The 24680-nt window shown below is 51.2% G+C and carries 23 protein-coding genes; 4 read left to right on the forward strand and 19 right to left on the reverse strand.

Translation table 11 applies throughout. The features are described 5' to 3' along the window. Window positions 1-66: 66 nt before the first annotated feature. The 14 genes from rfaD to EBB_RS12150 all read right to left on the reverse strand — a co-directional run bounded on the left by rfaD (window position 67) and on the right by EBB_RS12150 (window position 12855). Entirely contained in the window at window positions 67-1008 is a 942-nt protein-coding gene (gene rfaD, locus EBB_RS12085) for an ADP-glyceromanno-heptose 6-epimerase (protein WP_192394092.1), read from the reverse strand. A 5-nt stretch (window positions 1009-1013) separates the two neighbouring features. Then, the gene (gene rplI / locus EBB_RS12090) at window positions 1014-1460 is read right to left on the reverse strand and encodes a 50S ribosomal protein L9 (RefSeq protein WP_192394093.1); all 447 of its coding nucleotides are present in this window, start codon (window positions 1458-1460) and stop codon (window positions 1014-1016) included. Between the two features lie 46 nt (window positions 1461-1506). Then, on the reverse strand, window positions 1507-2415 hold the full coding sequence (locus tag EBB_RS12095) for a hypothetical protein (RefSeq protein ID WP_192394094.1): 909 nt from the start codon (window positions 2413-2415) through the stop codon (window positions 1507-1509). Between the two features lie 22 nt (window positions 2416-2437). Beyond that, window positions 2438-2668 (reverse strand): 30S ribosomal protein S18, encoded by a 231-nt coding sequence (rpsR, locus tag EBB_RS12100; RefSeq protein ID WP_020482464.1) that lies wholly within the window; start codon window positions 2666-2668, stop codon window positions 2438-2440. 25 nt (window positions 2669-2693) lie between these two features. Continuing rightward, window positions 2694-3119, reverse strand: a complete 426-nt coding sequence (gene rpsF, locus EBB_RS12105; RefSeq protein ID WP_036274688.1) for a 30S ribosomal protein S6 — start codon at window positions 3117-3119, stop codon at window positions 2694-2696. Window positions 3120-3260: 141 nt separating this feature from the next. Further along, window positions 3261-4625, reverse strand: coding sequence for a flagellar hook-length control protein FliK (locus tag EBB_RS25905; protein ID WP_223146830.1), 1365 nt, complete (start codon window positions 4623-4625; stop codon window positions 3261-3263). Between the two features lie 27 nt (window positions 4626-4652). Continuing rightward, complete coding sequence (fliJ, locus tag EBB_RS12115) at window positions 4653-5105, reverse strand: flagellar export protein FliJ (RefSeq protein WP_192394095.1); 453 nt, start codon at window positions 5103-5105, stop codon at window positions 4653-4655. Further along, window positions 5105-6454 carry a flagellar protein export ATPase FliI gene (gene fliI, locus EBB_RS12120; RefSeq protein ID WP_192394096.1) on the reverse strand — a complete coding sequence of 450 codons (1350 nt, stop codon included), beginning with the start codon at window positions 6452-6454 and terminating at the stop codon, window positions 5105-5107. Before fliI ends, fliJ begins: the two co-directional genes overlap by 1 nt. After that, window positions 6451-7155: a flagellar assembly protein FliH gene (locus tag EBB_RS12125; RefSeq protein WP_192394097.1), complete on the reverse strand. Its 705-nt coding sequence runs from the start codon at window positions 7153-7155 to the stop codon at window positions 6451-6453. The genes fliI and EBB_RS12125 overlap by 4 nt, the downstream gene beginning before the upstream one ends. Further along, window positions 7142-8152 (reverse strand): flagellar motor switch protein FliG, encoded by a 1011-nt coding sequence (gene fliG / locus EBB_RS12130; RefSeq protein ID WP_192394098.1) that lies wholly within the window; start codon window positions 8150-8152, stop codon window positions 7142-7144. Before fliG ends, EBB_RS12125 begins: the two co-directional genes overlap by 14 nt. Then, window positions 8145-9896 carry a flagellar basal-body MS-ring/collar protein FliF gene (fliF, locus tag EBB_RS12135; protein WP_192394099.1) on the reverse strand — a complete coding sequence of 584 codons (1752 nt, stop codon included), beginning with the start codon at window positions 9894-9896 and terminating at the stop codon, window positions 8145-8147. The genes fliG and fliF overlap by 8 nt, the downstream gene beginning before the upstream one ends. Before the next feature lie 17 nt (window positions 9897-9913). Continuing rightward, window positions 9914-10225 carry a flagellar hook-basal body complex protein FliE gene (gene fliE / locus EBB_RS12140; protein ID WP_192394100.1) on the reverse strand — a complete coding sequence of 104 codons (312 nt, stop codon included), beginning with the start codon at window positions 10223-10225 and terminating at the stop codon, window positions 9914-9916. A 55-nt stretch (window positions 10226-10280) separates the two neighbouring features. Then, complete coding sequence (locus tag EBB_RS12145) at window positions 10281-11663, reverse strand: sigma-54-dependent transcriptional regulator (RefSeq protein WP_192394101.1); 1383 nt, start codon at window positions 11661-11663, stop codon at window positions 10281-10283. Beyond that, window positions 11650-12855, reverse strand: a complete 1206-nt coding sequence (locus tag EBB_RS12150) for a sensor histidine kinase (RefSeq protein WP_192394102.1) — start codon at window positions 12853-12855, stop codon at window positions 11650-11652. The genes EBB_RS12145 and EBB_RS12150 overlap by 14 nt, the downstream gene beginning before the upstream one ends. Before the next feature lie 171 nt (window positions 12856-13026). Here EBB_RS12150 and prsT point away from each other — a divergent pair, with 171 nt between their 5' ends. Further along, entirely contained in the window at window positions 13027-15864 is a 2838-nt protein-coding gene (gene prsT / locus EBB_RS12155; RefSeq protein WP_225587420.1) for an XrtA/PEP-CTERM system TPR-repeat protein PrsT, read from the forward strand. A 235-nt stretch (window positions 15865-16099) separates the two neighbouring features. After that, complete coding sequence (xdp1, locus tag EBB_RS12160; RefSeq protein WP_192394103.1) at window positions 16100-16864, forward strand: exosortase-dependent surface protein XDP1; 765 nt, start codon at window positions 16100-16102, stop codon at window positions 16862-16864. Window positions 16865-16948: 84 nt separating this feature from the next. On the opposite strand, the gene argC is transcribed toward xdp1, so the two are convergent. Further along, the gene (gene argC, locus EBB_RS12165) at window positions 16949-17977 is read right to left on the reverse strand and encodes an N-acetyl-gamma-glutamyl-phosphate reductase (protein ID WP_192394104.1); all 1029 of its coding nucleotides are present in this window, start codon (window positions 17975-17977) and stop codon (window positions 16949-16951) included. A 78-nt stretch (window positions 17978-18055) separates the two neighbouring features. Here argC and EBB_RS12170 point away from each other — a divergent pair, with 78 nt between their 5' ends. Beyond that, window positions 18056-19033 carry an NAD(P)H-quinone oxidoreductase gene (locus EBB_RS12170; protein ID WP_192394105.1) on the forward strand — a complete coding sequence of 326 codons (978 nt, stop codon included), beginning with the start codon at window positions 18056-18058 and terminating at the stop codon, window positions 19031-19033. A 2-nt stretch (window positions 19034-19035) separates the two neighbouring features. Next, a complete protein-coding gene (locus EBB_RS12175; RefSeq protein WP_192394106.1) occupies window positions 19036-19881 on the forward strand; it encodes a sulfurtransferase in 846 nt (281 codons plus the stop codon). 104 nt (window positions 19882-19985) lie between these two features. Here EBB_RS12175 and EBB_RS12180 read toward each other — a convergent pair whose 3' ends face one another. From EBB_RS12180 to hflK, 4 genes are all read right to left on the reverse strand, one after another. Next, window positions 19986-21281, reverse strand: coding sequence for an adenylosuccinate synthase (locus EBB_RS12180; protein WP_192394107.1), 1296 nt, complete (start codon window positions 21279-21281; stop codon window positions 19986-19988). Window positions 21282-21305: 24 nt separating this feature from the next. Next, window positions 21306-22502: an ATP phosphoribosyltransferase regulatory subunit gene (locus tag EBB_RS12185; protein ID WP_192394108.1), complete on the reverse strand. Its 1197-nt coding sequence runs from the start codon at window positions 22500-22502 to the stop codon at window positions 21306-21308. A gap of 71 nt (window positions 22503-22573) precedes the next feature. Then, on the reverse strand, window positions 22574-23428 hold the full coding sequence (gene hflC / locus EBB_RS12190) for a protease modulator HflC (RefSeq protein ID WP_192394109.1): 855 nt from the start codon (window positions 23426-23428) through the stop codon (window positions 22574-22576). A gap of 1 nt (window position 23429) precedes the next feature. Beyond that, window positions 23430-24623, reverse strand: coding sequence for an FtsH protease activity modulator HflK (gene hflK, locus EBB_RS12195; RefSeq protein ID WP_192394110.1), 1194 nt, complete (start codon window positions 24621-24623; stop codon window positions 23430-23432). Window positions 24624-24680: the final 57 nt, after the last annotated feature.

Here is a 24680-nt window from a genome sequence, read left to right on the forward strand (position 1 = left end):
AAAAATGGAAATATATCGGAATTTACTTACAAAAATCATCGTGATCGATGATAGAAATTGACCTGACTAGCCGTTCAACCATTCCATATAAAGTTGTACACCTTGCTCGACGGTTTGGAACGAGTGCTTGCAGCCAGCGGCGCGTAATTTGTCCAAATTGGCTTCGGTAAAGCTTTGGTAGCAGCCTTTCAGGTGCTCGGGGAAGGGAATATATTTGATATGGCCCCGCTGGTGAAATTTGATCACCGCATTCGCCACGTCATTAAAGGTTTGGCTACGCCCGGTACCGCAGTTATAGATGCCGGATGCTTGGGGGTTATCAAGAAACCAAAGGTTAATAGCCACCACATCGCCGACATAAACAAAATCGCGGCGCTGCTCGCCGTTGCCATAGCCGTCGCAACCTTCGAATAAGCGTAATTCGTCGGAGTCTTTGATCTGATTGTTCAAATGAAAGGCCACACTGGCCATGCTGCCTTTGTGGGCTTCGCGCGGACCGTAGACATTGAAATAGCGTAAACCTACCACTTGCGCGGTCAGATTTTGCTGTCTGCGCAAATATTGGTCGAACTGAAACTTGGAATAACCGTAGACATTCAGCGGACCTTCGTAAGCCAATTCTTCCTTAAAGGTTAAATCGGCACCGTAGGTCGCGGCGCTGGAAGCGTAAATGAACGGGATTTTATGGCTTTGGCAATAATGAAACAGCGTTTTGCTGTATTCATAATTGTTGTCCATCATGTAACGGCCGTCCCACTCAGTCGTGCTGGAGCAGGCGCCCTGGTGAAAAATGGCTTCTATCGTTTCTGCTTGGAAAGCACCTTGTTGCAGTCGTTCCAAAAAGGTGCTTCTGTCCAGATAATCCGCTATCTTGCAGTCGACCAAGTTCCGGTATTTGATACCGTTGCTTAAATGGTCGACTACTAAAATATCATCATAACCGCGGGTATTCAGGCCCAATACCAGATTGCTGCCGATGAAGCCGGCGCCACCGGTTACGATGATCACGGACTTTACTCGGCTACCACTTTTACCGGCAGCATGATAACGACGTCGGTATGCAGATTGATAGCAATGTCGTATTCGCCGATGTTACGGATGACGCCGTTAGGCATACGTATTTCGTGTTTCTCGACTTTAATGCCGGCAGCAGTGATGGCATCGGCAATGTTTTGCGTACCAACCGAACCGAACAAACGGCCTTCGTCGCCGGTTTTATGGGCGATGGACACATTCAATTTGCTAAGGGCTTCGCCACGAGCGGTGGCAGCAGCCAACTTTTCAGCGGCTTGTTTTTCCAACTCGGCGCGACGCTCTTCAAACTCTCTGATTTTTTTAGGCGTAGCAGGAACTGCTTTGCCTTGAGGAATCAAATAGTTTCTGCCGTAACCCGCTTTGATGGTTACTTTATCGCCCAGGTTACCCAGGTTCGCCGTTTTTTCCAGAAGAATGACTTCCATCGTTTTTTACCTCTTAGATCGACTTGATTGTCGAAAAATCGGGAGCTTACGCCCCATTTGGTTTTAGTTTATTTCGTAAGTCCAGCCAGGTATCGGTAAGCCCGCACAGTACAATCACCAGCATCACATGCGGGATCAACATCAACGTCACGTATAAAAAAGGCACCATGAAACGACTACCCTTCATCACCGAGAACGCCGCGTGCAATACTGCGGTGCCTATCATCGTGTAGGTCACCAGCAGCACCAGTAGCACGTTCCAGCACAGTTCCGCGGTTTTGCCGGAAGTCAACATTGCTATGCCTGCCACCAGCAAGGTCACTAATGTCAGGTGCACATGCCCTTTCAAGGCCAAAAACTCGGCCCTGAAACCGCCCGGATTGTATAGCGCTGCTTGCCACCATCTGGCCAAAAACAAACCGAACAGCAAGCCGTAAACGCTGCCTGCCGCGGCAACCCCAGACATGAAATGCGCCAACAATTCCGCAGACTGCTTAATTTGCTCCAGCGGCACATCGGTTTTACCGTCAAGCATGGGCTGCAGCATAAAGCTCAACACTTCGCGCCAAAGCTGTACCGGCTGCTCCTGAATCGTATAAATACCCAGCACCACCGCAACACCCAGCAATACGGCAATTTCAATTGCCAGCGTCAGATAACGGCCTTCGCGCAGCACTATCGAAATCAGCCAAACCGGCAGCCAAAAGGCCAGACCGTAAAGCAATGCGTACTGGTAATTGCCGATCAATAAGGTGCTTAATACGGCGGCAGCCAGGCATGAGCAAATCAGCACATACAAGCCTTCGCTAGCCCCGCGCCTCAATGTTACCAATGAGACAGCGGCTGAACTTACGATACTGACAGGAGGAAACAGCAGCGATAGCAAGGCCAAGCTGGATGCAACCGTCATGGCCTGCATCCGTCCTTTCATAATGAAAGTGGCCAGAAATTGCACGCGCTACTCCCCTCGTGCTAAATCACTTGTGTGCGTCGCAGAACGGCAGCAAAGCCAGGAACCGCGCTTGTTTAATCGCAGAAGTCAACTGTCTTTGATATTTCGCGCTGGTACCGGTAATGCGGCTAGGAATGATTTTGCCGGTTTCGGTAACGTACTCGCTCAATAAGTCCAAATCTTTATAATCGATTTTGATCGCGTCTTCGCCGCTAAAACGGCAACCTTTTTTGCGTCTAATGTTATTACGTGCCATCACAATTCTCTTGGTTCTATGTTGATTATTCGGAATCCGCTACGACTTCAGTCTCGACGACTTCTACTTCAGCTTCTTCGGTTTCTTCTTCGACTTCTTCCTTAACGCGGTTACCGGCTTTTTGACCGTCGTTACCGCTGACAGCAATCGCAGAAGGCTCGGTTACGGCCGCTTTTTGCGCCAGGGTTTGGCTGCGCAAAATAGCGTCGTTGAAACGAAAACCGCTTTCCAGTTCTTCAAGAGTGGCTTGGTCGCATTCGATATTCATCAACACGTAATGTGCTTTATGAATTTTTTTGATAGGGTAGGCCAAATGTCTACGGCCCCAATCTTCCAAACGGTGAATTTTGCCTGCGGCTTCTTCAACGGTGGATTTATAACGTTCTATCATAGCCGGCACCTGAGCACTTTGGTCAGGGTGGACTAAGAAGACAATTTCATAATGTCGCATGATTTCTCCTTACGGGTTTAAAAGCCTCCCATCCGTCTGAACAGTGAGGCAAGGGGTGGGGATAAATTCCCCAAAAAGCTGGGCATTATAGAAATAGGCGCTGTTTTTGCAAAGCAATTTTTCAACAGCGCCCAAAGTTGACTAGGCAAACAGACTCAATAAGCCATTACTGGCGATTGCGCGGCCTGCTTCAATTTCGTCGAGAATAGTGTTGGAGGCATCGGTTGCCGCACTATCGGCATGGCCTTGGCCTTGACTATTGCCGCCGCGATTCTGCTCGCCGGCCATTTGAAAGGACTCGCGCCCCGGTCTTTGTTCTGATTGTTGCTGGGAAACGTTAACATCCGCCAAGTTCAAGTTTTGCCCGCCCAACATTTCCCGCAACTTGGGGATTGCCGCCTCGATGGCGTCCCTGACCGCCGCGTGCTGGGCAGTGAAGACCACATTGGCTTGGTCTTGATTGACATCGATCTTGATGGAAATAGGACCGAGATGTTCGGGATTCAGCCGAATTTCCGCGGAAGGCACCGCTTGTTTATGCATCCACAACAATTTCTCGCCCAGCTCGGTGTTCCATTCAGGATGAGTCAAATGTTTTTCTATCGTCGGCGCTGCCGTTTGCCCGACGCTATTTACCGATTTATTCAGTTGATTGATGTCGGCCGTCATTCTCGACAACCCCACATCAGCCTCGCTACCGCCAATTTGCTGCTTCGGCACATCGCGCTGCTCGGTTTGAAAAGTATCAGCTGCGCTGTCTTGCGCAAATTGCCGGGACGTGCCGTCTTCGGCGGCAAGCGTTTTGGCAAAACCGCTCTCCGCTGCCATGGCCTTCCGCCCTTCATCCGCGCCGCTTAATGTCGTCAACGCCTCTTTTTTGGCATCCATACCCAAAAGCTCCGGACTGTTTTTGATCGCAGACATCGCCTCGCTGGTTGCTACTGCGGATTTCAATGTGTCGTTAACAACACTCACGCTATCTGCGACCGGCAAGGGCTGAGCTTGCGTCCCTGCAAACATCGCAGCATTCACCGCCTGCTCATCATTTGCGGCCTCGGTATTTTCCGCCACTATATCGGCAAGATTCTCTTGCTTGGCCGCTGTAACCGGTAAGGCCGGAGCTTGCGGTGCGGCACCGGTCGCCTCCAAGCCTTGCAAGTATTGCAAGACATCCGCTAAGGCTTGCATGGTATCGTCGAGATTAATATCCTGATCCAGTTTGGTTGCCGTCGGCAAACTCTTGCCGAACAGAGCGGTAAAATCCTGCAAGCTTTGACTGTTCAGAGCATCCGCCCCCAATCCGCCCAGCTGCTGTAAATTCGCCAAGCCGGCGTCACCGGCCGCCCCTTTACTCAATAAACTGTTTTGCAATTGTGCCAGCTGCTCCAGCAGCGTCGCCGAAAACACACCGGCACCGCCACCTTCGCCCAATAGACCTGTCGTCGCAGCACCAACGCCATCGGTAGAGGCTAATAGAGACAGCGGATTTAAACCTTGGATATTCATGGCATTTCTCCTGACATTTTTATTTAATCAAGCACTTCCCGTGCCATCCTTGCGTCCTGATCGCGCCGCCCGGTCGTCTTGCTCGGCCTGTTCGCGCTTTTGTTCGATTTTCATTTCTTCGACCAAAGCCAGTTCACTGACTTTTTGCAAACTTTTGGTACGTTGATGCGCCTCTTCCCAGCGCTTACGGGCCCGCTGCACCTCGCGTTCATGGTTGCTTACCGTCTGCTGCTGGCTTTCGATAGCCTGATCGAGCTTATCGGCAAAAGCCCTGAATTCCATCAACTGACTGATGTTGATCCCCGCCTGCTGCCTAACGGCGAACTTACCTAAATAATCCAAACGGTAACTTTGTAAATTTTCCAGCTGGGCCTGCTGCTCTTGGAGTTTTTGCTGACAGATACCCAAAGCCTGCAAAGCGTCATGTTCCTGACGCGCATGTAAGTCGATAATAACTTTCAGTCGCTGCGATTTTTTCATCAGCTCGCCAACAATTGCGCCAACTCGCTCAGACTCCGGCTCAAGTCCACCGATTCGTCCATGCTTTGTTGCAGAAAATCCATGATCGCCGGATTTTTTTCTATCGCTTTGTCAATGCGCGGATCGGCTCCCGGCCGATAAGCACCAACGCTGATCAAATCCTTGTTCTGTTGATAGATGGAATACAAACGCCGCAAATCCCGCGCCATTTGCAGATGTTCCGGTTCGATAATATCCGGCATCACCCGGCTGATCGAGGCTTCGATATCGATTGCCGGGTAGTGTCCCGATTCGGCCAAGGAGCGGGACAGCACTACATGGCCGTCCAAAACACCCCGCGCCGCGTCGGCGATCGGATCGTTGGTGTCGTCGCCTTCCGCCAATACCGTATAAAACGCGGTAATCGAACCGCCGCCTTCATCGCCGTTACCGGCGCGCTCCACCAATTGCGGCAATTTCGCAAACACCGAGGGCGGATAGCCCTTGGTCGCCGGCGGCTCGTCTATCGCCAAGGCGATTTCCCGGTACGCCTGGGCATATCGGGTCAAAGAGTCCATCAGCAACAACACATCCAGGCCCTGATCACGAAAATACTCGGCGATACTGGTCGCCAGCAAGGCGCCATGCACCCGCATCAATGGCGAATCGTCAGCCGGCGACGCGACGACTACGGCTCGACGCAAACCTTCTTCACCGAGGATCTTCAGTACAAATTCGTTGACCTCCCTGCCCCGCTCGCCAACCAGTCCCACCACGACTACGTCGGCATTGGTAAACTTGGTCATCATCCCCAGCAACACGCTCTTGCCCACACCAGTACCGGCAAACAAACCCATACGCTGCCCGCGGCCGACACTGAGAATCGCATTGATCGCCCGCACACCAACGTCCAGGGCCTCGCGGATCGGTTTGCGACTGAGCGGATTGATGGTGACGCCGGATAACGAGACCTTGGCATCGGTATCCAGCGGCCCCTTACTATCCAAGGGCTTGCCGGCACCGTCGAGCACCCGGCCCAATAGACCAAAACCGACGTTGGCCAGACTGTTCTTGCCCATGGGAATGACACGACAGCCCGGTTCCAGGCCGTGCGTATCGCCGGTCGGCATCAAAAACAAGCGGGATCCGCCAAAACCGACGACCTCAGCCGTAATAATCTTGCCGGATTTGGTAATCACTTGACACAATGAACCGATTGCCGCCCGACAACCTTCCGCTTCCAAGGTTAAACCCACCATCCGCGACAATTTACCTTCAACCACCAACTCCAGCGGGTCCGCAACCAATCTTTCCCGATATGGCTGCAAGCGCTCCAACCACAAATCGGAACGATCAACACTGGGGATCATCGCCCAAAATCCTCGCGGCGCTCGCCGCCCAATACAGTGGCAATCACTGCAGCCACCCGGCTTTCGACGCTGGCGTCGATTCTGGACACTTCGGTTTCGACGGTGCAGCCGCCACGGCTCAACAAAGGATTTTCCTGCAAGCGCCAGGGTGGCATGTTTTCATCGAGTTTCAGCGCAGTGCGCACCAAAGCTGCATCTTCGGGATGTAAATTGACGGTGACTTTCTGAGATGCCAGCGGCAAGGCATTGATCGCCTCCCTGACTACGCCGACGATTTCGCCGGGTTCTAACTTCAACTCCCGGCGAATCAATTGACTGGCAATGGCAATGGTTAATTTCACCAACTCCTGCTCGACCGACTCGTCGAGTTGCTTGAAGGGTTCGCTGAGCGCTTCCAGCAAACTGGTGAACTCGGCCGCCTGCTTTTGCAGCAAATGCACGCTTTCTTCATAGCCTTGTTTACGCCCGGCTTCAAAGCCTTCCTTTTGCCCGTCCGCATACCCTTGCTGCTTACCTTGTTCGAAGGCTTCTGCGTAGGCCTGCTTCTGAATTTCTTCAATCTGCTCGGCGGTCAGAACCTCGGTGACCTCTTCCAATTCGACCGCTTCGGAGCGCGGCGTACTGAAATCCTGTAGATTGGTCCACCGGTCCAGGGCCTGAAGTTCGGCCTCGGAAAACTTATTGCTCTTAGACGAACTCATCGCCACCGCCACCGCCGCCCAAAGCTATTTCACCCGCATCGGACAAGCGTTTGGCTATCGCCAGAATATCTTTTTGCGCGGCCTCGACTTCGCTTAAGCGCGCAGGCGGTGCTGCTTCCAAGTCGTCACGCAACATTTCCGCCGCGCGTCTGGACATATTGGCAAACACTTTATCGCGTAAACCGGTTTCCACGCCGCGCAGAGCCAACAGTAGCTGATCGGTGGATACTTCGCGCAACAGCGTTTGGATACCGCGATCATCGACGTTGATCAAGTCGCCGAATACAAACATTTTATCTTGGATGCGTTGTCCCAGGTCGGCGTTGGCTTCGTTGATGTCTTGCATCATCGGATCGCTTACGCCGCTTTCGATGAAGTTGAGGATGTTGGCTGCCGCGTCGATACCACCAATTTGCGAAGATTTCACGCCGTCGCTGCCGGTCAGCTGTTTCTCCATGATGTCGTCCAGCTCACGCAAAGCCGCGGGTTGCACGCCTTCCAGGGTGGCGATGCGCATCAAAATATCCGAACGCATGTTTTGCGGCAACAAGGTCAGTACGTCAGCGGCCTGATCGGCATCCAGCAATGACAAAATAATGGAGATGATTTGCGGATGTTCCAGACGAATCAAATCGGCGATCGAGCGGGTATCCATCCACTTCAACTGTTCGATACCCTTGCTGTTGGCACCCAACAGAATCCGATCGATGATGCTGCCGGCTTTATCCGCGCCCAGCGCGTTAGTCAGCATATTGCGGATGTATTCGTCGGAGTCCAGACCCAGACCCGTTTCGTTTTTGATTTCGATGATGAATTCTTCCAATACCTCATCAACCATGCCCGAACTAATCGGCCCGAGCTGCGCCATATTCGAACCGATCAATTGCACTTCTTTCGGTCCCATATGCCGCAATACCGAGGCTGCTCTATCCTGCCCCACTGCCAATAACAGCAGCGAAGCCCGTTGCGCATGCGTTAATTTCTCTTGCTCAGCCATCGTCTTTCAACCAGGTTTTTATCACTTGCGCAACCAATTTAGGATCTTCGTCGATCAGTTTTTGGACATATTCCAAACGTTTTTCATAGCTTTGCGGCGCTTCGAGTAACAACAAATCTTCCACGCCAGTGGTGATGGTGCGCACTTCGCCGGTTTCTTCATCGACCGACACCGCCACAGCCACCGGCTTGCCAGTCTCGTCGAAACGCACCACACCACCCGTAGCTTCCGCGATTGCTTTGGCTTGCTCAAGCGCTTCTAACTGTTCTTCTTTGGCCACCAAGGTGCGCAGACCTGGACGCAATACCCCCATGATCAGCAACACCACCACAGCTACCGCAGCCAACTGTTTCAGCGCGCTGGCAAACCAGGGCTGTTGCCAGATGGGTTCGGAAGGGACTTCTTCTAGCGCGTCGGGCAATCTGAACGCGACATTGGTGACCGTTACCTGATCGCCGCGGCTATTATCATAACCCACCGCCTGTTTGACCAAGTCGCGAAGTTGATTCAGATCTTCTTGCGAGTAAGCCACTAGGGTCGCTTTACCGTCGGCTTGCACCACTTTTTTATCGTCCACCACTACCGCCACCGACAAGCGTCTTAAGGCACCCGTGGCGAGTCTAGTATGAGTAATGGTTTTATCCAGTTCGTAATTGCGCGTCGCCGTTTTATTTGAAGAGCCGGAACCGGATTCTGCGGCAGCTTGTTTTTCCTGGCCGCTAGCGACTTCCGGCGCGGTACCGGTGGGTGGGGGCTGATTGGATAAAGCGCCGGGCACACCTTGCACTTTGGATAAGGAGTTATTTTCTTCCTGAGTTTGCTCGCTACGCAGGGCAGGCAAATCCGGGTTAAACATTTCTTGCGTTTTTTCGGTGACGGTAAAATCAACGTCCGCGGAAATTTGCGCCCGCATGCCGTCACCACCTACCAGTGGTGTCAGGATGTTTTCGATCCGGCCACGCAGATGCTCTTCTATATTTTTTTTGTATTCAAACTGCTTGCTGGACAAGGACATATCTTCGCCGCCCTCCTTGCTGTTCAACAAGCGGCCTTTCTGATCGACAACGGTCACCTGGCTGGCTTCCATCAATGGCACGCTGGAAGCGACCAAATGCACAATGGATTCAATTTGTTCTTTTTCCAGGGTGCGGCCTTGATACAGCTCGACGACTACTGAAGCGCTGGGTTTTTTGCGTTCGCGGACAAATACAGATTGCACCGGAATAGCCAACAGCACTTTCGCGGATTTGACGTTTTGAATAGTTTGAATAGTCAGGGCGATTTCGCCTTCCAGTGCACGCTGAAAGCGCATTTGCTCGACATTTTTGCTGGCGCCGAAGCCGTTATCTTTATCCAGCAGTTCGTAGCCCAGGCTGGCGCTGCGCGGCAAGCCTTGCGCGGCCAATTTTAATTTCAGCTCCCGGATATTATCGGCTGGCACCATGATCGCGCCGGAGCCGGTTTCGACCTTGTAATCGACATTTAACTTGGTCAATGCATCGAGAATTTCCGCGGAATCTTTTTCGGCCACGCCGGAAAACAGTAAATCGTAAGATGGGGCCTGCGACCACAACACCACCGCCACGCCTATTGCCACGCTGAGCGCCAAGCCCAGCATCAGACCCAGCTGGCGCACCATCGGCATTTTGCTCAGGCTTTTCAAAGCAGGGTGCATTTTGTCGGCGTTTGCCATACTTGATTGGGTATGGGCCTCCATCGGTAGATTTCTGTCTAGTTCGCTCATGGCTTATCTTCCGCTGCCTACATTGACATGCCCATCACGTCCTTATAAGCATCCACCAGTTTATTACGCACCTGGAGCATGGCCTGAAAAGAAACGCTGGCTTTTTGCGAGGCAATCATCACTTCCGCCAAACTGACGTCACTCTGACCCATCTCAAAGGATTTAGCCAGGCCGCTAGCGTTTTGCTGGGTATTATTCACGGCGTCGATGGATTGCTTCAACATGGCGGCAAAATCGCCGGACGTGTCGCTAGGCTGTGGCTTGGCACCGGCCTCTATGGACATTGCCCGCATCTGGGCGAGCACTTGGTTAACATTCATATCTGACATGATAATGACTCTTTTAGGTTGCCTTGCTTAGCATAAGCATTTTTCAAGCCAAGATTCAACCTGGTACCATCACTCCCGCCTCTTTCATCCGCGCAATTTTGTAACGCAGAGTGCGCGGACTGATACCCAGCTTGGCGGCTGTGGTTTTCCGGCTGCCGCTGACGTCGCGTAACATTTGCAAAATGATTTTTTCCTCAGCCGAACGCACGCCGTCGCCCAAGCTGCCGAGCTCGAAAGGGCTAGTCTCGCCGTCGGTTTGCCGCGATTCTACGGCAAGACTTTGCACAGCAGCGGGCAAACTCGGCAAAATCAACATATCTTCCTCAAAAATTAGGTCGTCGGCGCCGATTTGATGCCGGCTTTGCAGGATCAGCGCCCGCTGTACCACGTTTTCCAACTCTCTGACATTACCCGGCCAACTGTATTCAGACAACTTGATCATGGCCGCCTCGTCAAAGCCGCCAACCGCTTTCCCAGACGGACTATGTTTGTGCAACAACTCCAGCGCCAGCGGCAAAATATCGCCCGGCCGCTCCCGGAGCGGCGGAATTTTGAGCGGAAATACGCTCAAGCGAAAATATAGATCTTCGCGAAACCGGCCATCCTGCACATACTCTTTTAATTTGCGATTGGTAGTCGCCAAAATTCTGACGTTCAGCGCGATTTTGCGATGGCTACCTAAGCGTTCGACCTCTTTTTCCTGCAACACCCTTAGCAATTTGGCTTGCAGCGAAATATCCATCTCAGAAATCTCGTCCAGCAATAAGGTGCCGCCTTGCGCCAGTTCGAATTTGCCGGGCGCTGATTGAATCGCGCCGGTAAATGCGCCTTTTTCATAACCGAACAACATCGCTTCCAGCATGTTTTCCGGAATCGCCGCGCAATTAATGGCTTCGAACGGGCCGGCATGATAATGCGAGTTCCTATGAACATAACGGGCCAGCACTTCCTTACCGGTACCGCTCTCGCCTTCCAGCAACATGGTCACGTCGGTTTTGGCGACTTTGCTGGCCAATGCATAAAGCTTTTTCATACTCTCGTCAGCCACTACCCTTTCGTTAATCACCGGCGCTTGCAGCGTAATCAACGACGCCACCTTATCGACCAACATCCCGGCTTCGAACGGCTTGATCAGATAGTCGGCTGCACCGGACTGCATAGCTTCCACTGCCTTGGGTATAGTGCCGTATGCCGTCATGAGCAAAACCGGCAACTGTTCGAATTTTTGCTGAATATTCTGCAACAGCTGAAAACCGTCCATCACCGGCATTTGCACGTCGCTGACCACTAGCCTGACCGGGTATTTTGCTAATTGGCTCAAAGCCTCGATACCGTTTTTAGCGGAGACAACCCGATAGCCTTCGATTTCCAGGGTATCGCATAAGGCCTCGCATAAAGCCATGTCGTCTTCGACGATAAGTACATCATACTGTTTCATCATTTTGCTCCATTTTGGCATGACCGACGGATAAGCCGAGGGTGTATTGACTGACACAAGGCAGACTCAAACTAAAACTCGTCCCCAATCCCGGCGTCGAACGACATATGACACTGCCGCCATGGGCCCGTGCCACACTGTCCACCACCGCCAACCCCAGGCCGGTGCCATTGGATTTGGTGGTGTAGAACGGTTCGAATAATTTAGTTTGCTGGGCTTGGGCTATACCAGGCCCATCATCCGTCACCGTTATGTCGATACAGCCTAAATCGTTGCGCCGGACCGTTAATGCAATTTTGCGCCCCCCCGCCTCGGCCGCGTTATTGATTAAGTTCAGCAGAGCCCCTCGCAGCGCATCTTCATTGCCAAGCAACTCATCGGTGCTGATGCGGTTTTCGATGCTAAATTCGCCCGCAAAACTATCGGCCGCTTCGGCAAGATGCGCCAGCAGCCGCCGTAATGAAAAACTTTGCATGGCCATTCGACCCTGTTTGGCAAAGATCAGCATGTCGTTCACTTGGCGCTCCAGGTGATGCAGACGCTCTAAAATTTTCTCGGAGAACTGTTGGCGCTTTTCGTCACTTATCGCGGGTTTGCTCATTTGCGACGCATACAAAATCGCGGTCGCCAGCGGCGTGCGCACCTGATGCGCCAGCCCTGCCACCATTTCGCCCATCGCGCTTAGCTGCTTATGCTGGGCTAACGTGTCTTGCAAAGAGCGCAATTCGCTGACATCCGATAACAGAATAATTTGTTCGGCATCGTTACCCAACGAGCTGTGGGTGATATTCACTTTGCGGCCATCTCTGAGTTGGCGTTCATGCGGCGATTCGAAAACCGGTTGCAGACTGCACGCAGCCACACTCGACCATAAGTGGCCCAGCAAGGGCTCGCCTAAAAAATCCACGGAATGGACATTGCAATCGACAATCATGCCGTGCGCATTCAGCACCACCACCGCCGCTGGCAAGGCCGCCAAAATCTGTTGTAAGCGGCTGGCGAGCTTTTCCTTCTCGATCAGCGTATTCAGCCGTTCGCTGCGCGCGGCCTGCAATTCGCGGTTAAGCTTGGTCACTTGCCCTTCCAAACCCTGATAGGAATGCGCCAGATTTTCCGAAAGTTCGTTGAATATCCGAAAGGCATCGGTCAAACGCTCGGTTTTTTGTTGTTGATGCAACTCTAAAGTACCCATATTTAGTCGCCTAATTGATTGTCCAGACGCTAAAAGCAAAATTTAGACCACTTAAATTTATATTTAGAAACAGATGCTTAACAAAGCCTTGTCAAGTTTTTGACGACAAGAAGCCTGCTGTTAGTTCCGGACTGGTGGCGAGTTGGCTTTGCGACTATGCTATGTGCATACTTGAGCAACCCCATCTTCGTTATGCGCAAAAATCCGATTAAATCCAATTTCCCGTTAAATAAACTGCTGCTGATTCTGGCGCTCAACCCCGTACAGATAAGCTTTGCCGATGACATCCAGGCCGGCAAGTTTTACGAAGAGGCGTTACAGTCCTACAGAAATCAAAACAACGCCGAAGCGATCATCCAGTTAAAGAATGCGCTGCAACAAAACGAAAGATATGTTTCGGCTCACATGCTGCTTGGCGAAATTTACTTGCAACAGAAATCGTTGACGGAAGCAGAAGTTCAGCTCGGCTTAGCCAAACAATTAGGCGCGGACCCATCTTTAATAGTGGAAAACCTGGCCAAGCTATATACCTACCAAATCCGTTACAACGACTTGCTGAAGGAAATCGATCCGGCGCAGTTCAATAGCGGTTTGCGTCCGGTTTTGCATGTTTACCGCGGTAACGCATATCTGCAACTCAATTTAATCAGCGAAGCGCTGAATGAATTCGACATTGCCTTGCAAATTGCTCCCAACCAGGTGAATGCCGCAATCGGGCGCGCGAATGCCCTGTTAAAGCGTGGTGACATTAAAGGCGCCGATCAAGCTGCCGAGAAAGCCATACAAATGCAAGCCAGCGATGCCGGCGTTTGGTATACAAAAGGCTCGATCAAGCATGCCAACATGGAACTGGATGAAGCTTTAAAATTTTACGACAAGGCGATTGAGTTAAACCCCGATCACGTAGACACACGACTTGCCAGAGCGGGCCTTTTAATGGATTTGAAGCAAGACGAGCGGGCACGGCAAGATTTGGAATATGTACGCCGGGCTTACCCCTTCGAACCGAAAGCAGCCTATCTACATGCGGTTTTACTCGAGCGCAATAACCAGAAAGAAGCGGCGACCAAAGAATTGGAAGTGGCGGCAGACATCATCACCGGCATCAAACCGGAATATTTATCGGCGCATGGTCCGACTTTAATGCTATCTGGCTTAGTTAACTACAGCCTGCAACGATTCGACTTGGCAGCAGAATATTTGCGTCTATATGTTAAGCAATACCCGGAACAATCGGGCACGTATAAATTGCTGGCCACCATACTTTTAGAAAAAAACGAACCCGAACAAGCTATCGATCTGCTCCGCCCTATGCAAATCCGCAATCCTCAGGATCAGCGTCTGGCATTTTTATTGGGAAGCGCTTTCATGCAGGCCGGCAAACACGATATGGCCAATAATATGTTTGGAAAAGCCGCTGCGTTAGGCAATGACAGCGGTAGCCTGCAAACCGAAATAGGCCTTAACCGATTAGCAATGGGCCAGGAACAGGCAGCAGTTCAAGACCTTGAAGTGGCATTCAAAAAAAATCCGGATGCGGTCAAGGCCGGCATTCCTCTCGTGGCACTTTACATGAGCCGTGGTGAACCGGAAAAAGCGTTAAAAACCGCACAAGCCCTGCATGAAAAAGCGTCGAAAAACTTTACACTACTAAATTTACTGGGGACTGCTCAAGTCAATACCGGGCAATATAAGCTGGCCCGGCAAAGTTTCGAGAAGGCGATTGAACTGAACCCCAATTTTCTCGACGCGCAAATCAACCTAAGTAAACTGGACGTCGGCGAGAACAAACTTGATCAAGCCAGACAGCGCCTGCAAACCTTGCAGCAGAATCATCCGGGCGACATCGATATTCTTATCGAGTTGGCCAAAGTCGAGCAAAGTGCCGGACGCTATGAGATAGCCAATGACTGGCTGGCAAAAGCGAAGATGGCTGATCAAAAGTCATTACCGACACTTTTGGCTTTGGTTGAGCTGAACCTGAAGATGGGCAAAGCTGCTGAGGCTAATGCCGCCGCACAAGCAGCGGAAGTGATCGACAAGAACAACCCGCAGGTTATGGACGCCCTGGCTCGAAGTTACTTGGCTAATAACAATAAGGACAAAGCCTTAGGTGTATTTATCCGCATGGCGGACCAAGCCCGATTTAATGTCAAACAACTTTACAAAGCTGCTCGTTATCAAATAGATGCAGGCGATTATTTTGAAGCCATAAAGACCTTGAAAAAAGCAGTTTTGGTTGACGAAAATCATATACCTTCGCAAATTGCCTTGGTGGAAATGGAGCTGCTCCATGGGAAACCGGTATTTGCATTGAGCCGCGCAGAAAGCCTGTTAAAACAATATCCCAAACGCGCCTTTCCCCACCGACTATTGGGAAACATTGCCGATCATGACAAAAACCTTAGTTTGGCCAACAGCCATTACCAAGCCGCTTTCGAGCTGGAGCCGGATACAGCGTCATTGATGCTGCTTTATGAAAACTTGAAAAAAATCGATCAGCCGGACAAAGCTTACAATTTACTGGATCAGTGGGTCAAAAAGCATCCTCAAGACCAGCTACCGATGGCTGCCTTTGCGAACGAATTACTGAAAAGCGGAAAGTTTAAAGAGGCGGAAAAGTACTACGTCGAGCTATTGAAACAATTCCCCAACGAACCGCAATTTCTGAACAACCTTGCTTATGTGTATCTCAATAACGGCAGCAACAAAGCCTTGTCCATTGCCGAACAGGCCCATAAATTGGCCCCTGACCAGCCGGCAACGAACGACACCTTGGGCTGGATTCTCGTTAACACGGGACAAACAGAGCAGGGGCTTCATTACTTACGAAACGCACACTCACTACTCTCGCAAGACCCTGAGATACGCTACCATATCGCTGTTGCCCTCAATCAGTTGCAACGCCAGGAAGAGGCTAAGCAAGAATTGCAAGAAGCGCTAAAAGGCGAAGCTATTTTCAATGGCCGCGAACAAGCCAAAGCACTGCTTGAAAAGCTGAGCAAGTAGTCGATTTTTCAAAATATGTCGTAATTTTTTACACCATGCGTAATCGCCGACCTTATTTATTCATCCATAAGCAATTAAAGCATTGTATTCGAATAATAATTTTTATCATGGCCCAATAAGTGCTTACATATAGACAGACCGTAAAACTTCGTTCATGACCAATAGTACAATGGTTATTTTAAGACCGGCGAAGATAATAGCGGAAGGTAATATTTAAAAAAAATGCGAGGACATTATGACCCCAAAACTCTTGGCTATAGCAGCTCTGCTGCTGTCCCCATGGTCGGTTAACGCCACGATATGGACTATAAACGGTACTAGTTCAGTGACACCGGCGGGTGTTCAGAGTATGGGTGCATACTCAGTCGGGACTACAAGTACTTCAACTTTTTCGGCAGCCACCCTGGCTTGGTACGGTAGTGCTAACGGCCTGGGTGTATTAAGCGGCTCGGAGACGACAAATAGCTATCCAGACCATGCAGTTGATAACAACGGCAGGATCGAAGCCGTACTATTTCGGTTTGATGGCAGCACTATTTTAGACAAACTCACTGTCGGCTGGCCGGATACCACAGGCTACGATTCAGATATATCGGTTCTCAGGTACACCGGCGCAGTACCTGCTACCGGTGCGCTTACTGGCGCAGCGGATATTTCCGGAAAAAGTATTTCCGGTCTTCTTAGCAACAGCTGGGAATTCGTAGGTAGCTACAATACCGTCGGCGACGTGGCTGAAGACATCAACCCAAACAGCCTATCTTCAAGTCTTTGGTTGATTAGTGCCTACAGCAGCAGTTGGGGTTCAGGCAAAGGCGATCCCTCAAACCAGCTGACTAACAGCAACGACTACTTCAAGCTCACCCAGCTTGAAGGCACATCAGGAACGCCAGGCGGTGGCGGTGGCGCAGGCAGCGTTCCAGAGCCAACCAGCTTGTTGTTACTGGCTGGCGGCATGTTGGGCTGGAGAATGAATCGCAAAAGCCAAGCCTTGGCAGCATAAGCACACCGAAGCTCTCAACAAAAAACCGTCTTCCAGAGCAAACTGGAAGACGGTTTTTTTATGCGCCACGTTTTTTAATAGATATTAAGGATACAAAGCGACCGCTTCTAAAGACTGATACTCGGGCAACCCGAACATCAGATTCATATTTTGCACCGCCTGCCCCGACGCGCCTTTCACCAAGTTATCAATCACAGACAAAATCACTACCGTATCGCCGCCTTGCGGTTGATACACTGCAATTTGACAGCGATTACTGCCGCGCACATTGCGAGTGTCGGCATGACTGCCGCTTGGCAACACATCGACAAATCTTTCTTCGCGATACTTCTCTTCAAACAAACTCTGCAAATCCAACTTCCGATTTAAACGTGCATACAGCGTGGCGTGAATGCCGCGTATCATCGGCGTCAGATGCGGCACGAAAGTTAAACCAACCGCCTGCCTGGCGACATTTTGTAAACCCTGCCTGATTTCCGGCAAATGTCTGTGCCCGGCGACTGCATAAGCCTTAAAACTCTCACCTGCCTCACTCATCAACGACGATATTTCCGCCTTGCGCCCCGCGCCGCTGACACCGGATTTCACATCGGCGATCAAATGCTGCTCATCAATCGCTCCGACCTCCAATAACGGCAAAAACCCCAATTGCACGGCAGTGGGATAGCATCCTGGGCATGCGATCAAGCGCGCCTGTTTGATCTGTTCCCGATTAACTTCCGGCAAACCGTAGACCGCTTCGGCGATGAGATCCGGGCTGGCGTGCTGCATGCCGTACCACTTTTCCCATTCCTGCCGGTCCTTAATCCGAAAATCGGCAGACAAATCGATGACTTTGACACCAAGTTCCAACAGCGCTTCAGCCATTAACATAGCGGTGCCGTTTGGCGTCGCGAAAAACACCACATCGCAGTCTTTTAAATTGTCCAACTCAGGCAGACTAAATATCACATCGCAGTAGCCTCTAAGACTTGGATACAACTGATCCACTCGCAGCCCGGCATCCGCGCGAGAAGTTACCACACTCACTTCGACCTGGGGATGCAATAGCAAAATTCTTAACAATTCGACGCCGGTGTACCCGGTGCCGCCGACAATACCTGCACGTATCATGAATGCTCTCGTTGAAAAAATACTGTTAGTCCAATGCGGCGCATATAATACGCCACTCTCCCCGCAAAGCTTAACACCATGCGCGCCATCGAGATTTATCGCTCCGCTGAGTTGACCGATTTAATCGTCGCCGATCAAGCTCTACCCTTACCCGCCCCACATCAAGTATTGATAAAAGTGGCCGCAGCCGGGGTAAACCGCCCAGACCTGATGCAGCGCAAAGGTCTGTATCCCCCGCCACCCGGCGCATCCTCAGTTCTAGGCCTGGAAGTAGCGGGCACTATCGCCGAACTCGGTAGCCAAGTAAAACACCTCAATATTGGCGACCCGGTTTGCGCATTGCTGACCGGCGGCGGTTATGCGGAATACTGCCTGGCAAGTGCCTGTTGCTGCCTGCCGATACCGCAAGGCTTAAGCTTTATTCAGGCCGCCGCGCTGCCGGAAACTTTTTTTACGGTGTGGAGCAATATATTTGATCGCGCGAAACTGCAAGCCGGCGAAAGTTTATTAGTTCATGGTGGGACCAGCGGCATCGGCACCAGCACAATTCAACTCGGCAAAGCCTTCGCTAGCCAGGTGATTGTAACGGCAGGCAGCGATGACAAATGCCAGTTTTGTCGAGAGCTCGGCGCGGACCTGTCGATAAATTACCGGCAGCAGGACTTTGTAGAAGCCGTTATGCATCAGACAGACGGCAAAGGCGTTAATGTCGTTTTAGACATGATCGGCGGCGACTACTTGCCCCGTAACTTGAAATGCCTGGCTATCGATGGCCGACTCCAACAGATTGCCATCCAAAACGGCGGCAAGAGCGAAATCAATCTGGCATCCGTGCTGATGAAACGTCTGACCATCGCCGGCACGACTTTGCGTCCCCGCAACGATGATTTCAAAGCTAAAATAGCCCAACAACTTTTTGCAAAAGTTTGGCCACTACTGGAATCCGGCCAAATCAAACCCATCATCGATTCGGTTTTTCCACTAGCTAGGGCCTCGCAAGCCCACGAGCGTATGGAAAGCAGCCAACATATCGGTAAAATTATTTTGGAGGTATAAACATGCCCTACACCACGCAGGTTTCCACAGACACTCTAGCTGCTAATTTGGACAATCCGGATTGGCGAATATTCGACTGCCGTTTCTCGCTCGCCGATGTGACAGCCGGTTATAAATCCTATCGACAAGGCCATATCCCCGGCGCGCGCTATGCTGATTTAAACCAGGATTTGTCTTCGCCTGTGCGATCCTACACCGGTCGCCATCCGTTACCGGACTTTACATTATTAGGCAAAAAACTGGGCGACTGGGGCGTTAACAATCGTAGCCAACTCGTAGTGTATGACGATGCCGGCGGCGCGTTTGCTGGCCGAATGTGGTGGCTGCTACGCACCATGGGCCATACTCAGGTCGCTGTGTTGGATGGCGGATTTGCACGTTGGCAAAAGCAAGATTTTCCAATCACTACAGTGCTTCCGAAAATTACCGCCAGCCAATTCCGCGTCTATCTGGACAACAAACAATGGCTGGACGCCGATCAAGTGGCAAGCGGTTTGGCGACACGAAAAATCACCTTGATAGATGCCAGAACACCTGAACGCTTCCGCGGCCGACAAGAGCCTATAGACCCTGTAGCCGGCCATGTACCCAAAGCGCTGAATAGGCCCTTGCAAACCAATCTGGACAAATCGGGAGTATTTTTACCCGCCGCTCAATTACACCAGCAATTTAGCGCGCTAGTAGCCCCTTCTCCAGCCGAGCAAGTAGTACACATGTGCGGATCGGGTGTGACCGCCTGCCACAACCTGTTAGCGATGGAAATTGCAGGACTAAATGGTTCGAAACTTTACGCCGGCTCATGGAGCGACTGGATTACCGACCGGAACAGAGTTGTTGCTAGAGATTGACCCCAGCATAAACCGAAACAGCGGTGGTGTATTTCCTGAACGATTAAAACTGTAAAGACGCTGAATATATTCAGCGTCTTAAACGCAGGTTTATTGCTTGAGCATTAAGCCTGGAACGGATTTTCCAAGACTATGGTTTCGTTCCTATCTGGGCCTGTAGACAAGATCGTGACTTTTACGCCGACCAGTTGTTCCAACCTAGCAATATAGGCTTTGGCATTTTCCGGCAATTCCGCAAAATCAGTGACGCCAGCAGTCGTACCTGTCCAACCTGGCATTTCCTCAATCACTGCTTCACACGCCGCATATTGATCAGCACCCAGCGGGGCGGTTTCCGTAATTTCGCCGTTGATTTTGTAAGCGGTGCAGATACCAATTTTATCCAGGCCGTCCAGCACATCGAGCTTGGTCAGGCAGATACCGCTCAAGCTATTTAATTGAGCCGATTTACGCATCGATACCGCGTCGAACCAGCCGCAACGGCGTTTACGACCCGTAGTAGCGCCAAACTCGTGGCCTTTCACGCCTAGATGCTCGCCGTAATGATCCAGCAACTCAGTGGGGAACGGGCCGTTACCGACGCGGGTGGAATAAGCTTTGGTGATGCCCAATACATAATCCAGCGCCAAAGGTCCCACTCCGGTGCCGGTAGCCGCACCGCCAGCAGTGGTATTGGATGAAGTGACATAGGGATAAGTACCATGGTCTATATCCAGCAGCGCGCCCTGCGCGCCCTCGAAAAGCACGTTCTCACCTTGGTTTTGATAGCTGTAGATAGCCTCACCAACATCGGTCAGCATCGGCTTTATGATCTCGCCCAAGCGCAAGGTATTCGCCAGTACTTCGTCATAATTGACCGGCTCGGCATGATAATAATTAATCAACATGAAGTTGTGGTATTCGACCAACTCTTTTAAGCGCGATGCAAATTCCTCGCTATTGCGCAAATCGCCGGCTCGCAAGCCGCGTCTGGCGACCTTATCTTCATAAGCAGGGCCAATGCCGCGGCCAGTCGTGCCGATGGCCTTGCTGCCTCTAGCCTTTTCACGGGCCTGATCGATAGCGACGTGTATCGGTAAAATCAATGCGCAGGCTTCGCTGATCTGCAACCTATGTCGGACCGGTACGCCGGATTTTTCCAGAATCTCGATTTCCTTCAACAACGCTTCCGGACACAACACAACACCATTGCCTATCATGCATTGCACGCCTTCCCGCAAAACACCAGACGGAATCAGATGCAACACGGTTTTTTCGCCGTTAATCACCAAGGTGTGACCAGCATTGTGGCCGCCTTGAAAGCGCACCACCGCAGCAGCTTGTTCGGTTAAAAGATCGACCAGCTTACCTTTACCTTCATCGCCCCATTGCGTGCCGATAACAACAACATTCTTTCCCATATTATCTAACCTTAAACTAGTGGTTTAACGACAGCTTAGTGATCTAACGACCCACTGTTGATTGTGTTTTTCTAAAATAGCATTGCAGCCCTGCTGTTCAGCGCCACCCTGTTGTTCCGGCAGATGTTGAATCACTGCCACGCCTTGCGCGCGCAAATCTCTAACAGCTTCCCGCAAATCAGCATCTTCCGCAAAGGGTGCAAACACCACCTGCGCAGCCTCGTCATCGGCTTTATACATATCAGCCAATACTTTTAAGTCTGCACTAAAACCGGTAGCGGCCCGCGCTCGGCCGAATACTTCACCGATATTATCGTAACGACCACCGCGGGCAATTTCTTTGCCCAAAGCAGGCACAAAAGCCGCGAATACCATGCCGGTATGATAGTGATAACCCCGTAACTCGGCTAAATCGAAACTCACCGTCAACGCCGGAAAATCCCGCCGTAATTTATCGGCTATGCCCTGCAAATCTGCCAAGGCGCCGGCAATCTCATCGGCACCGGCAACTCCGGTTAACAAGGCTTTGGCTTTATCAAGTACATCCCTGCCGCCATTCAGTTTAGGCAAAGCATTGAAGACGTCTTTATAGCGCGTGTCTATATTAAACTCGGCAAGCATTTCCGCCAGTTCGGTTCTGGCCTTACGTTGCAGAACATCGAACAATTCAGCTTCCTGCTGCGGATCAAGACCGGCATGTTCAGCCAAAGCTCGGTAGATAGCCACATGCCCTAAATCCAAATGCACGTTTTGCAAACCGCTAATCGCCAACATTTCCAGCATCAACTGGATGACTTCGTAATCGCTTTCCAGGCCTGCATGCCCGTATAGTTCAGCACCAATTTGCATCGGGCTGCGGCTTTTTTCCAAGGGATCGCCCAATGTGTGCAACACGGTACCGGCATAGCATAAGCGAGTCGGACCGTCGTGCTGGAAGTGATGAGCATCGATTCTCGCCACTTGCGGCGTCATATCCGCGCGCACCCCCAACATTTCGCCACTCAATTGATCGGTCAGCTTAAACGTCTGTAAATCCAGGTCATGTCCTGAACCGATCAGCAAGGAGTGGAGAAAGTCCACAAACGGCGGAATGACCAACTGGTAACCCCAGCAGGCAAAAGTATCCAGTAGCTTTCTACGCAACTTCTCGAGATGCGCGGCCTGTTCCGGCAATACTTCGCTAATTCCTTCCGGCAATAGCCAGGTGTCTTTTTTTTGCATTTTGTCTGTCTCAAACACAGCAAACGCCCCGCATAGCGGGGCGTTTGACTACACATAATTTCAAATGGGGTTTACTTCTGATTCTTGAAATATTTGAAGAAGTCGGAGTTGGGTTCCAAAACCATAATATTACCGGATTTGCCCAGACTTTCCTTATAAGCGATCAAGCTGCGATAGAAAGCAAAGAAATCGCTGTCCTCGCTGTAGGCTTTAGCGAAAATATCAGCGGCTTTGGCATCCCCTTCGCCGCGCATCACTTCAGAGTCACGGTAAGCATTCGCCAAAATGATCTCGCGCTGCTTGTCTGCATCAGCGCGAATCCGCTCGGCGGCTTCGGAGCCTTGCGAACGAAACTCACGAGCAACCCGCGCTCGTTCGGCTTCCATTCTTTGATAAACCGAGGTACTCACTTCGGCAGGCAAGTCGATACGCTTGACTTGTACATCGACAATGGTAATGCCCAGTTTCGCGGCATGCGGCGACACATTGGTAATCAGCGCATCGCGAATCGCACTGCGATCTGTGGATACCAATTGTTTGATCTCGCGTTTACTGAATTCGCTACGCGCGGAATCTTTGATGATTTGATCGAGACGAATGTTGGCCTGATTCACATCACCAGCAACCGTGGTGTAAAAGGTTTTAACATCGCCTATCCGCCATTTCACAAACGAATCAACGATAACGTTTTTCTTTTCCGCTGTTAAAAAGCGCTCAGGCGTGGAATCCATAGTCAGAATACGCGCGTCGAACTTTTTAACATTATTGATAAACGGCAGTTTGAAATGCATGCCAGGTTGGAAATCTGCACCGACAATCTCGCCCAATTGAAACTTAATTACCCGCTCGGTCTCGGCCACGGTAAATACCGACATCGAGAGCAAGATGACTACTGCGCCAACGGCGACTAAAATCTTATTTCCCATCTTAGCGTCCTCTCACATCGCGTTCACGGCTTGACGCGCGCACATCGGTTTTAATTTCTTTCACAGGTTGGGACGTTAAAGAAACCGGTTCGTGGCTGACTACCGGTGCCGGCGCTGCATCCTCAACTGCCTTATTCGCCAACTTCTCCAACGGCAGATACATAATGTTATTACCACCTTTCACATCCACCAGCACGTTATTGGAACGGCCCAGGACCAATTCCATCGCTTCGATATACATCCGCTGCTTGGTTACCGCCGGTGCTTTTTTGTATTCGGCCAGCAATTGCGAGAAGCGGCTGACATCACCGTTTGCGCGGGCAATCACTTTCTCTTTATAACCCTCGGATTCCTGCACGATACGTGAAGCCGCACCGCGGGCTTTAGGCACCACGTCATTGGAATACGCCTCGGCTTCGTTGATCAAGCGCTGCTTGTCTTCCCGCGCCTTGATGGCATCTTCGAAAGAACCTTGCACTTGTTCGGGCGGCTGGGCATCTTGCAAATTGACACTGGTAATCAATATACCGGTTTTGTAAGCATCCATGACCGCTTGAATTTCTGACTTAACTGCCAAAACAATGTCGCTACGGCCTTCGGTCAGCACAAAGTCCATATCACTGCGGCCGATCACGCCACGCTGGACGCTTTCGGTGACTTGTTTCAGCGTTGAGGCGGGATCTAGTACGTTAAACGCATAGTCCTTGGCATCCTTGACTTGGTATTGGACTGCTAAACGGACGTCGACGATATTTTCGTCTTTCGTCAGCATCATCGCTTCCTTAGGCACTGAACCCATACCCTGCCCGCCACCGGAACGGTAACCCACTTCTATAAAGCGTTGCTGCTCGACATTGATGACCGCCACTTGCTCTACAGGCGACGGAATATGCCAGTTCAGACCCGGCTGTGTCGTGTTGACGTAGGCGCCAAAGCGAGTAACCACCCCTCGCGTACCTTCGTCGACTGTATAGAACCCGCTCAAACCCCATAGAACGATTGCGCCGGCAGCCAGCAAACCGACACCTTTCATTGACGGGCCATTGCCGATGCCGCCCTTAGAGCCTCCACCGAAAATACCGCCCAGTTTGTCCTGTAGAGAACGAATTACCTCGTCCAAATCGGGTGGATCATTCTTATCATTACGACCACTCCAGGGGTCTTTTTTACCACCGCCGGGTTCATTCCAAGACATACCAAACACTCCAAAAATTGGATTTGAAAACTCTAAAGCTGCATTTCGTAATGACCG

The organism is Methylomonas fluvii, assembly GCF_014850975.1.
In the GTDB taxonomy this organism is placed as follows: Bacteria; Pseudomonadota; Gammaproteobacteria; order Methylococcales; family Methylomonadaceae; genus Methylomonas; species Methylomonas fluvii.

Bases quoted from the DNA above. Each gene is read 5' to 3' on its own strand.
- rplI (WP_192394093.1), bottom strand. From the start codon at position 1,460: ATGGAAGTCATTCTTCTGGAAAAAACGGCGAACCTGGGTAACCTGGGC.
- rpsR (WP_020482464.1), bottom strand. From the start codon at position 2,668: ATGGCACGTAATAACATTAGACGCAAAAAAGGTTGCCGTTTTAGCGGC.
- rpsF (WP_036274688.1), bottom strand. From the start codon at position 3,119: ATGCGACATTATGAAATTGTCTTCTTAGTCCACCCTGACCAAAGTGCT.
- EBB_RS25905 (WP_223146830.1), bottom strand. From the start codon at position 4,625: ATGAATATCCAAGGTTTAAATCCGCTGTCTCTATTAGCCTCTACCGAT.
- fliJ (WP_192394095.1), bottom strand. From the start codon at position 5,105: ATGAAAAAATCGCAGCGACTGAAAGTTATTATCGACTTACATGCGCGT.
- fliI (WP_192394096.1), bottom strand. From the start codon at position 6,454: ATGATCCCCAGTGTTGATCGTTCCGATTTGTGGTTGGAGCGCTTGCAG.
- EBB_RS12125 (WP_192394097.1), bottom strand. From the start codon at position 7,155: ATGAGTTCGTCTAAGAGCAATAAGTTTTCCGAGGCCGAACTTCAGGCC.
- fliG (WP_192394098.1), bottom strand. From the start codon at position 8,152: ATGGCTGAGCAAGAGAAATTAACGCATGCGCAACGGGCTTCGCTGCTG.
- fliF (WP_192394099.1), bottom strand. From the start codon at position 9,896: ATGAGCGAACTAGACAGAAATCTACCGATGGAGGCCCATACCCAATCA.
- fliE (WP_192394100.1), bottom strand. From the start codon at position 10,225: ATGTCAGATATGAATGTTAACCAAGTGCTCGCCCAGATGCGGGCAATG.
- EBB_RS12145 (WP_192394101.1), bottom strand. From the start codon at position 11,663: ATGAAACAGTATGATGTACTTATCGTCGAAGACGACATGGCTTTATGC.
- EBB_RS12150 (WP_192394102.1), bottom strand. From the start codon at position 12,855: ATGGGTACTTTAGAGTTGCATCAACAACAAAAAACCGAGCGTTTGACC.
- xdp1 (WP_192394103.1), top strand. From the start codon at position 16,100: ATGACCCCAAAACTCTTGGCTATAGCAGCTCTGCTGCTGTCCCCATGG.
- argC (WP_192394104.1), bottom strand. From the start codon at position 17,977: ATGATACGTGCAGGTATTGTCGGCGGCACCGGGTACACCGGCGTCGAA.
- EBB_RS12170 (WP_192394105.1), top strand. From the start codon at position 18,056: ATGCGCGCCATCGAGATTTATCGCTCCGCTGAGTTGACCGATTTAATC.
- EBB_RS12175 (WP_192394106.1), top strand. From the start codon at position 19,036: ATGCCCTACACCACGCAGGTTTCCACAGACACTCTAGCTGCTAATTTG.
- EBB_RS12180 (WP_192394107.1), bottom strand. From the start codon at position 21,281: ATGGGAAAGAATGTTGTTGTTATCGGCACGCAATGGGGCGATGAAGGT.
- EBB_RS12185 (WP_192394108.1), bottom strand. From the start codon at position 22,502: ATGCAAAAAAAAGACACCTGGCTATTGCCGGAAGGAATTAGCGAAGTA.
- hflC (WP_192394109.1), bottom strand. From the start codon at position 23,428: ATGGGAAATAAGATTTTAGTCGCCGTTGGCGCAGTAGTCATCTTGCTC.
- hflK (WP_192394110.1), bottom strand. From the start codon at position 24,623: ATGTCTTGGAATGAACCCGGCGGTGGTAAAAAAGACCCCTGGAGTGGT.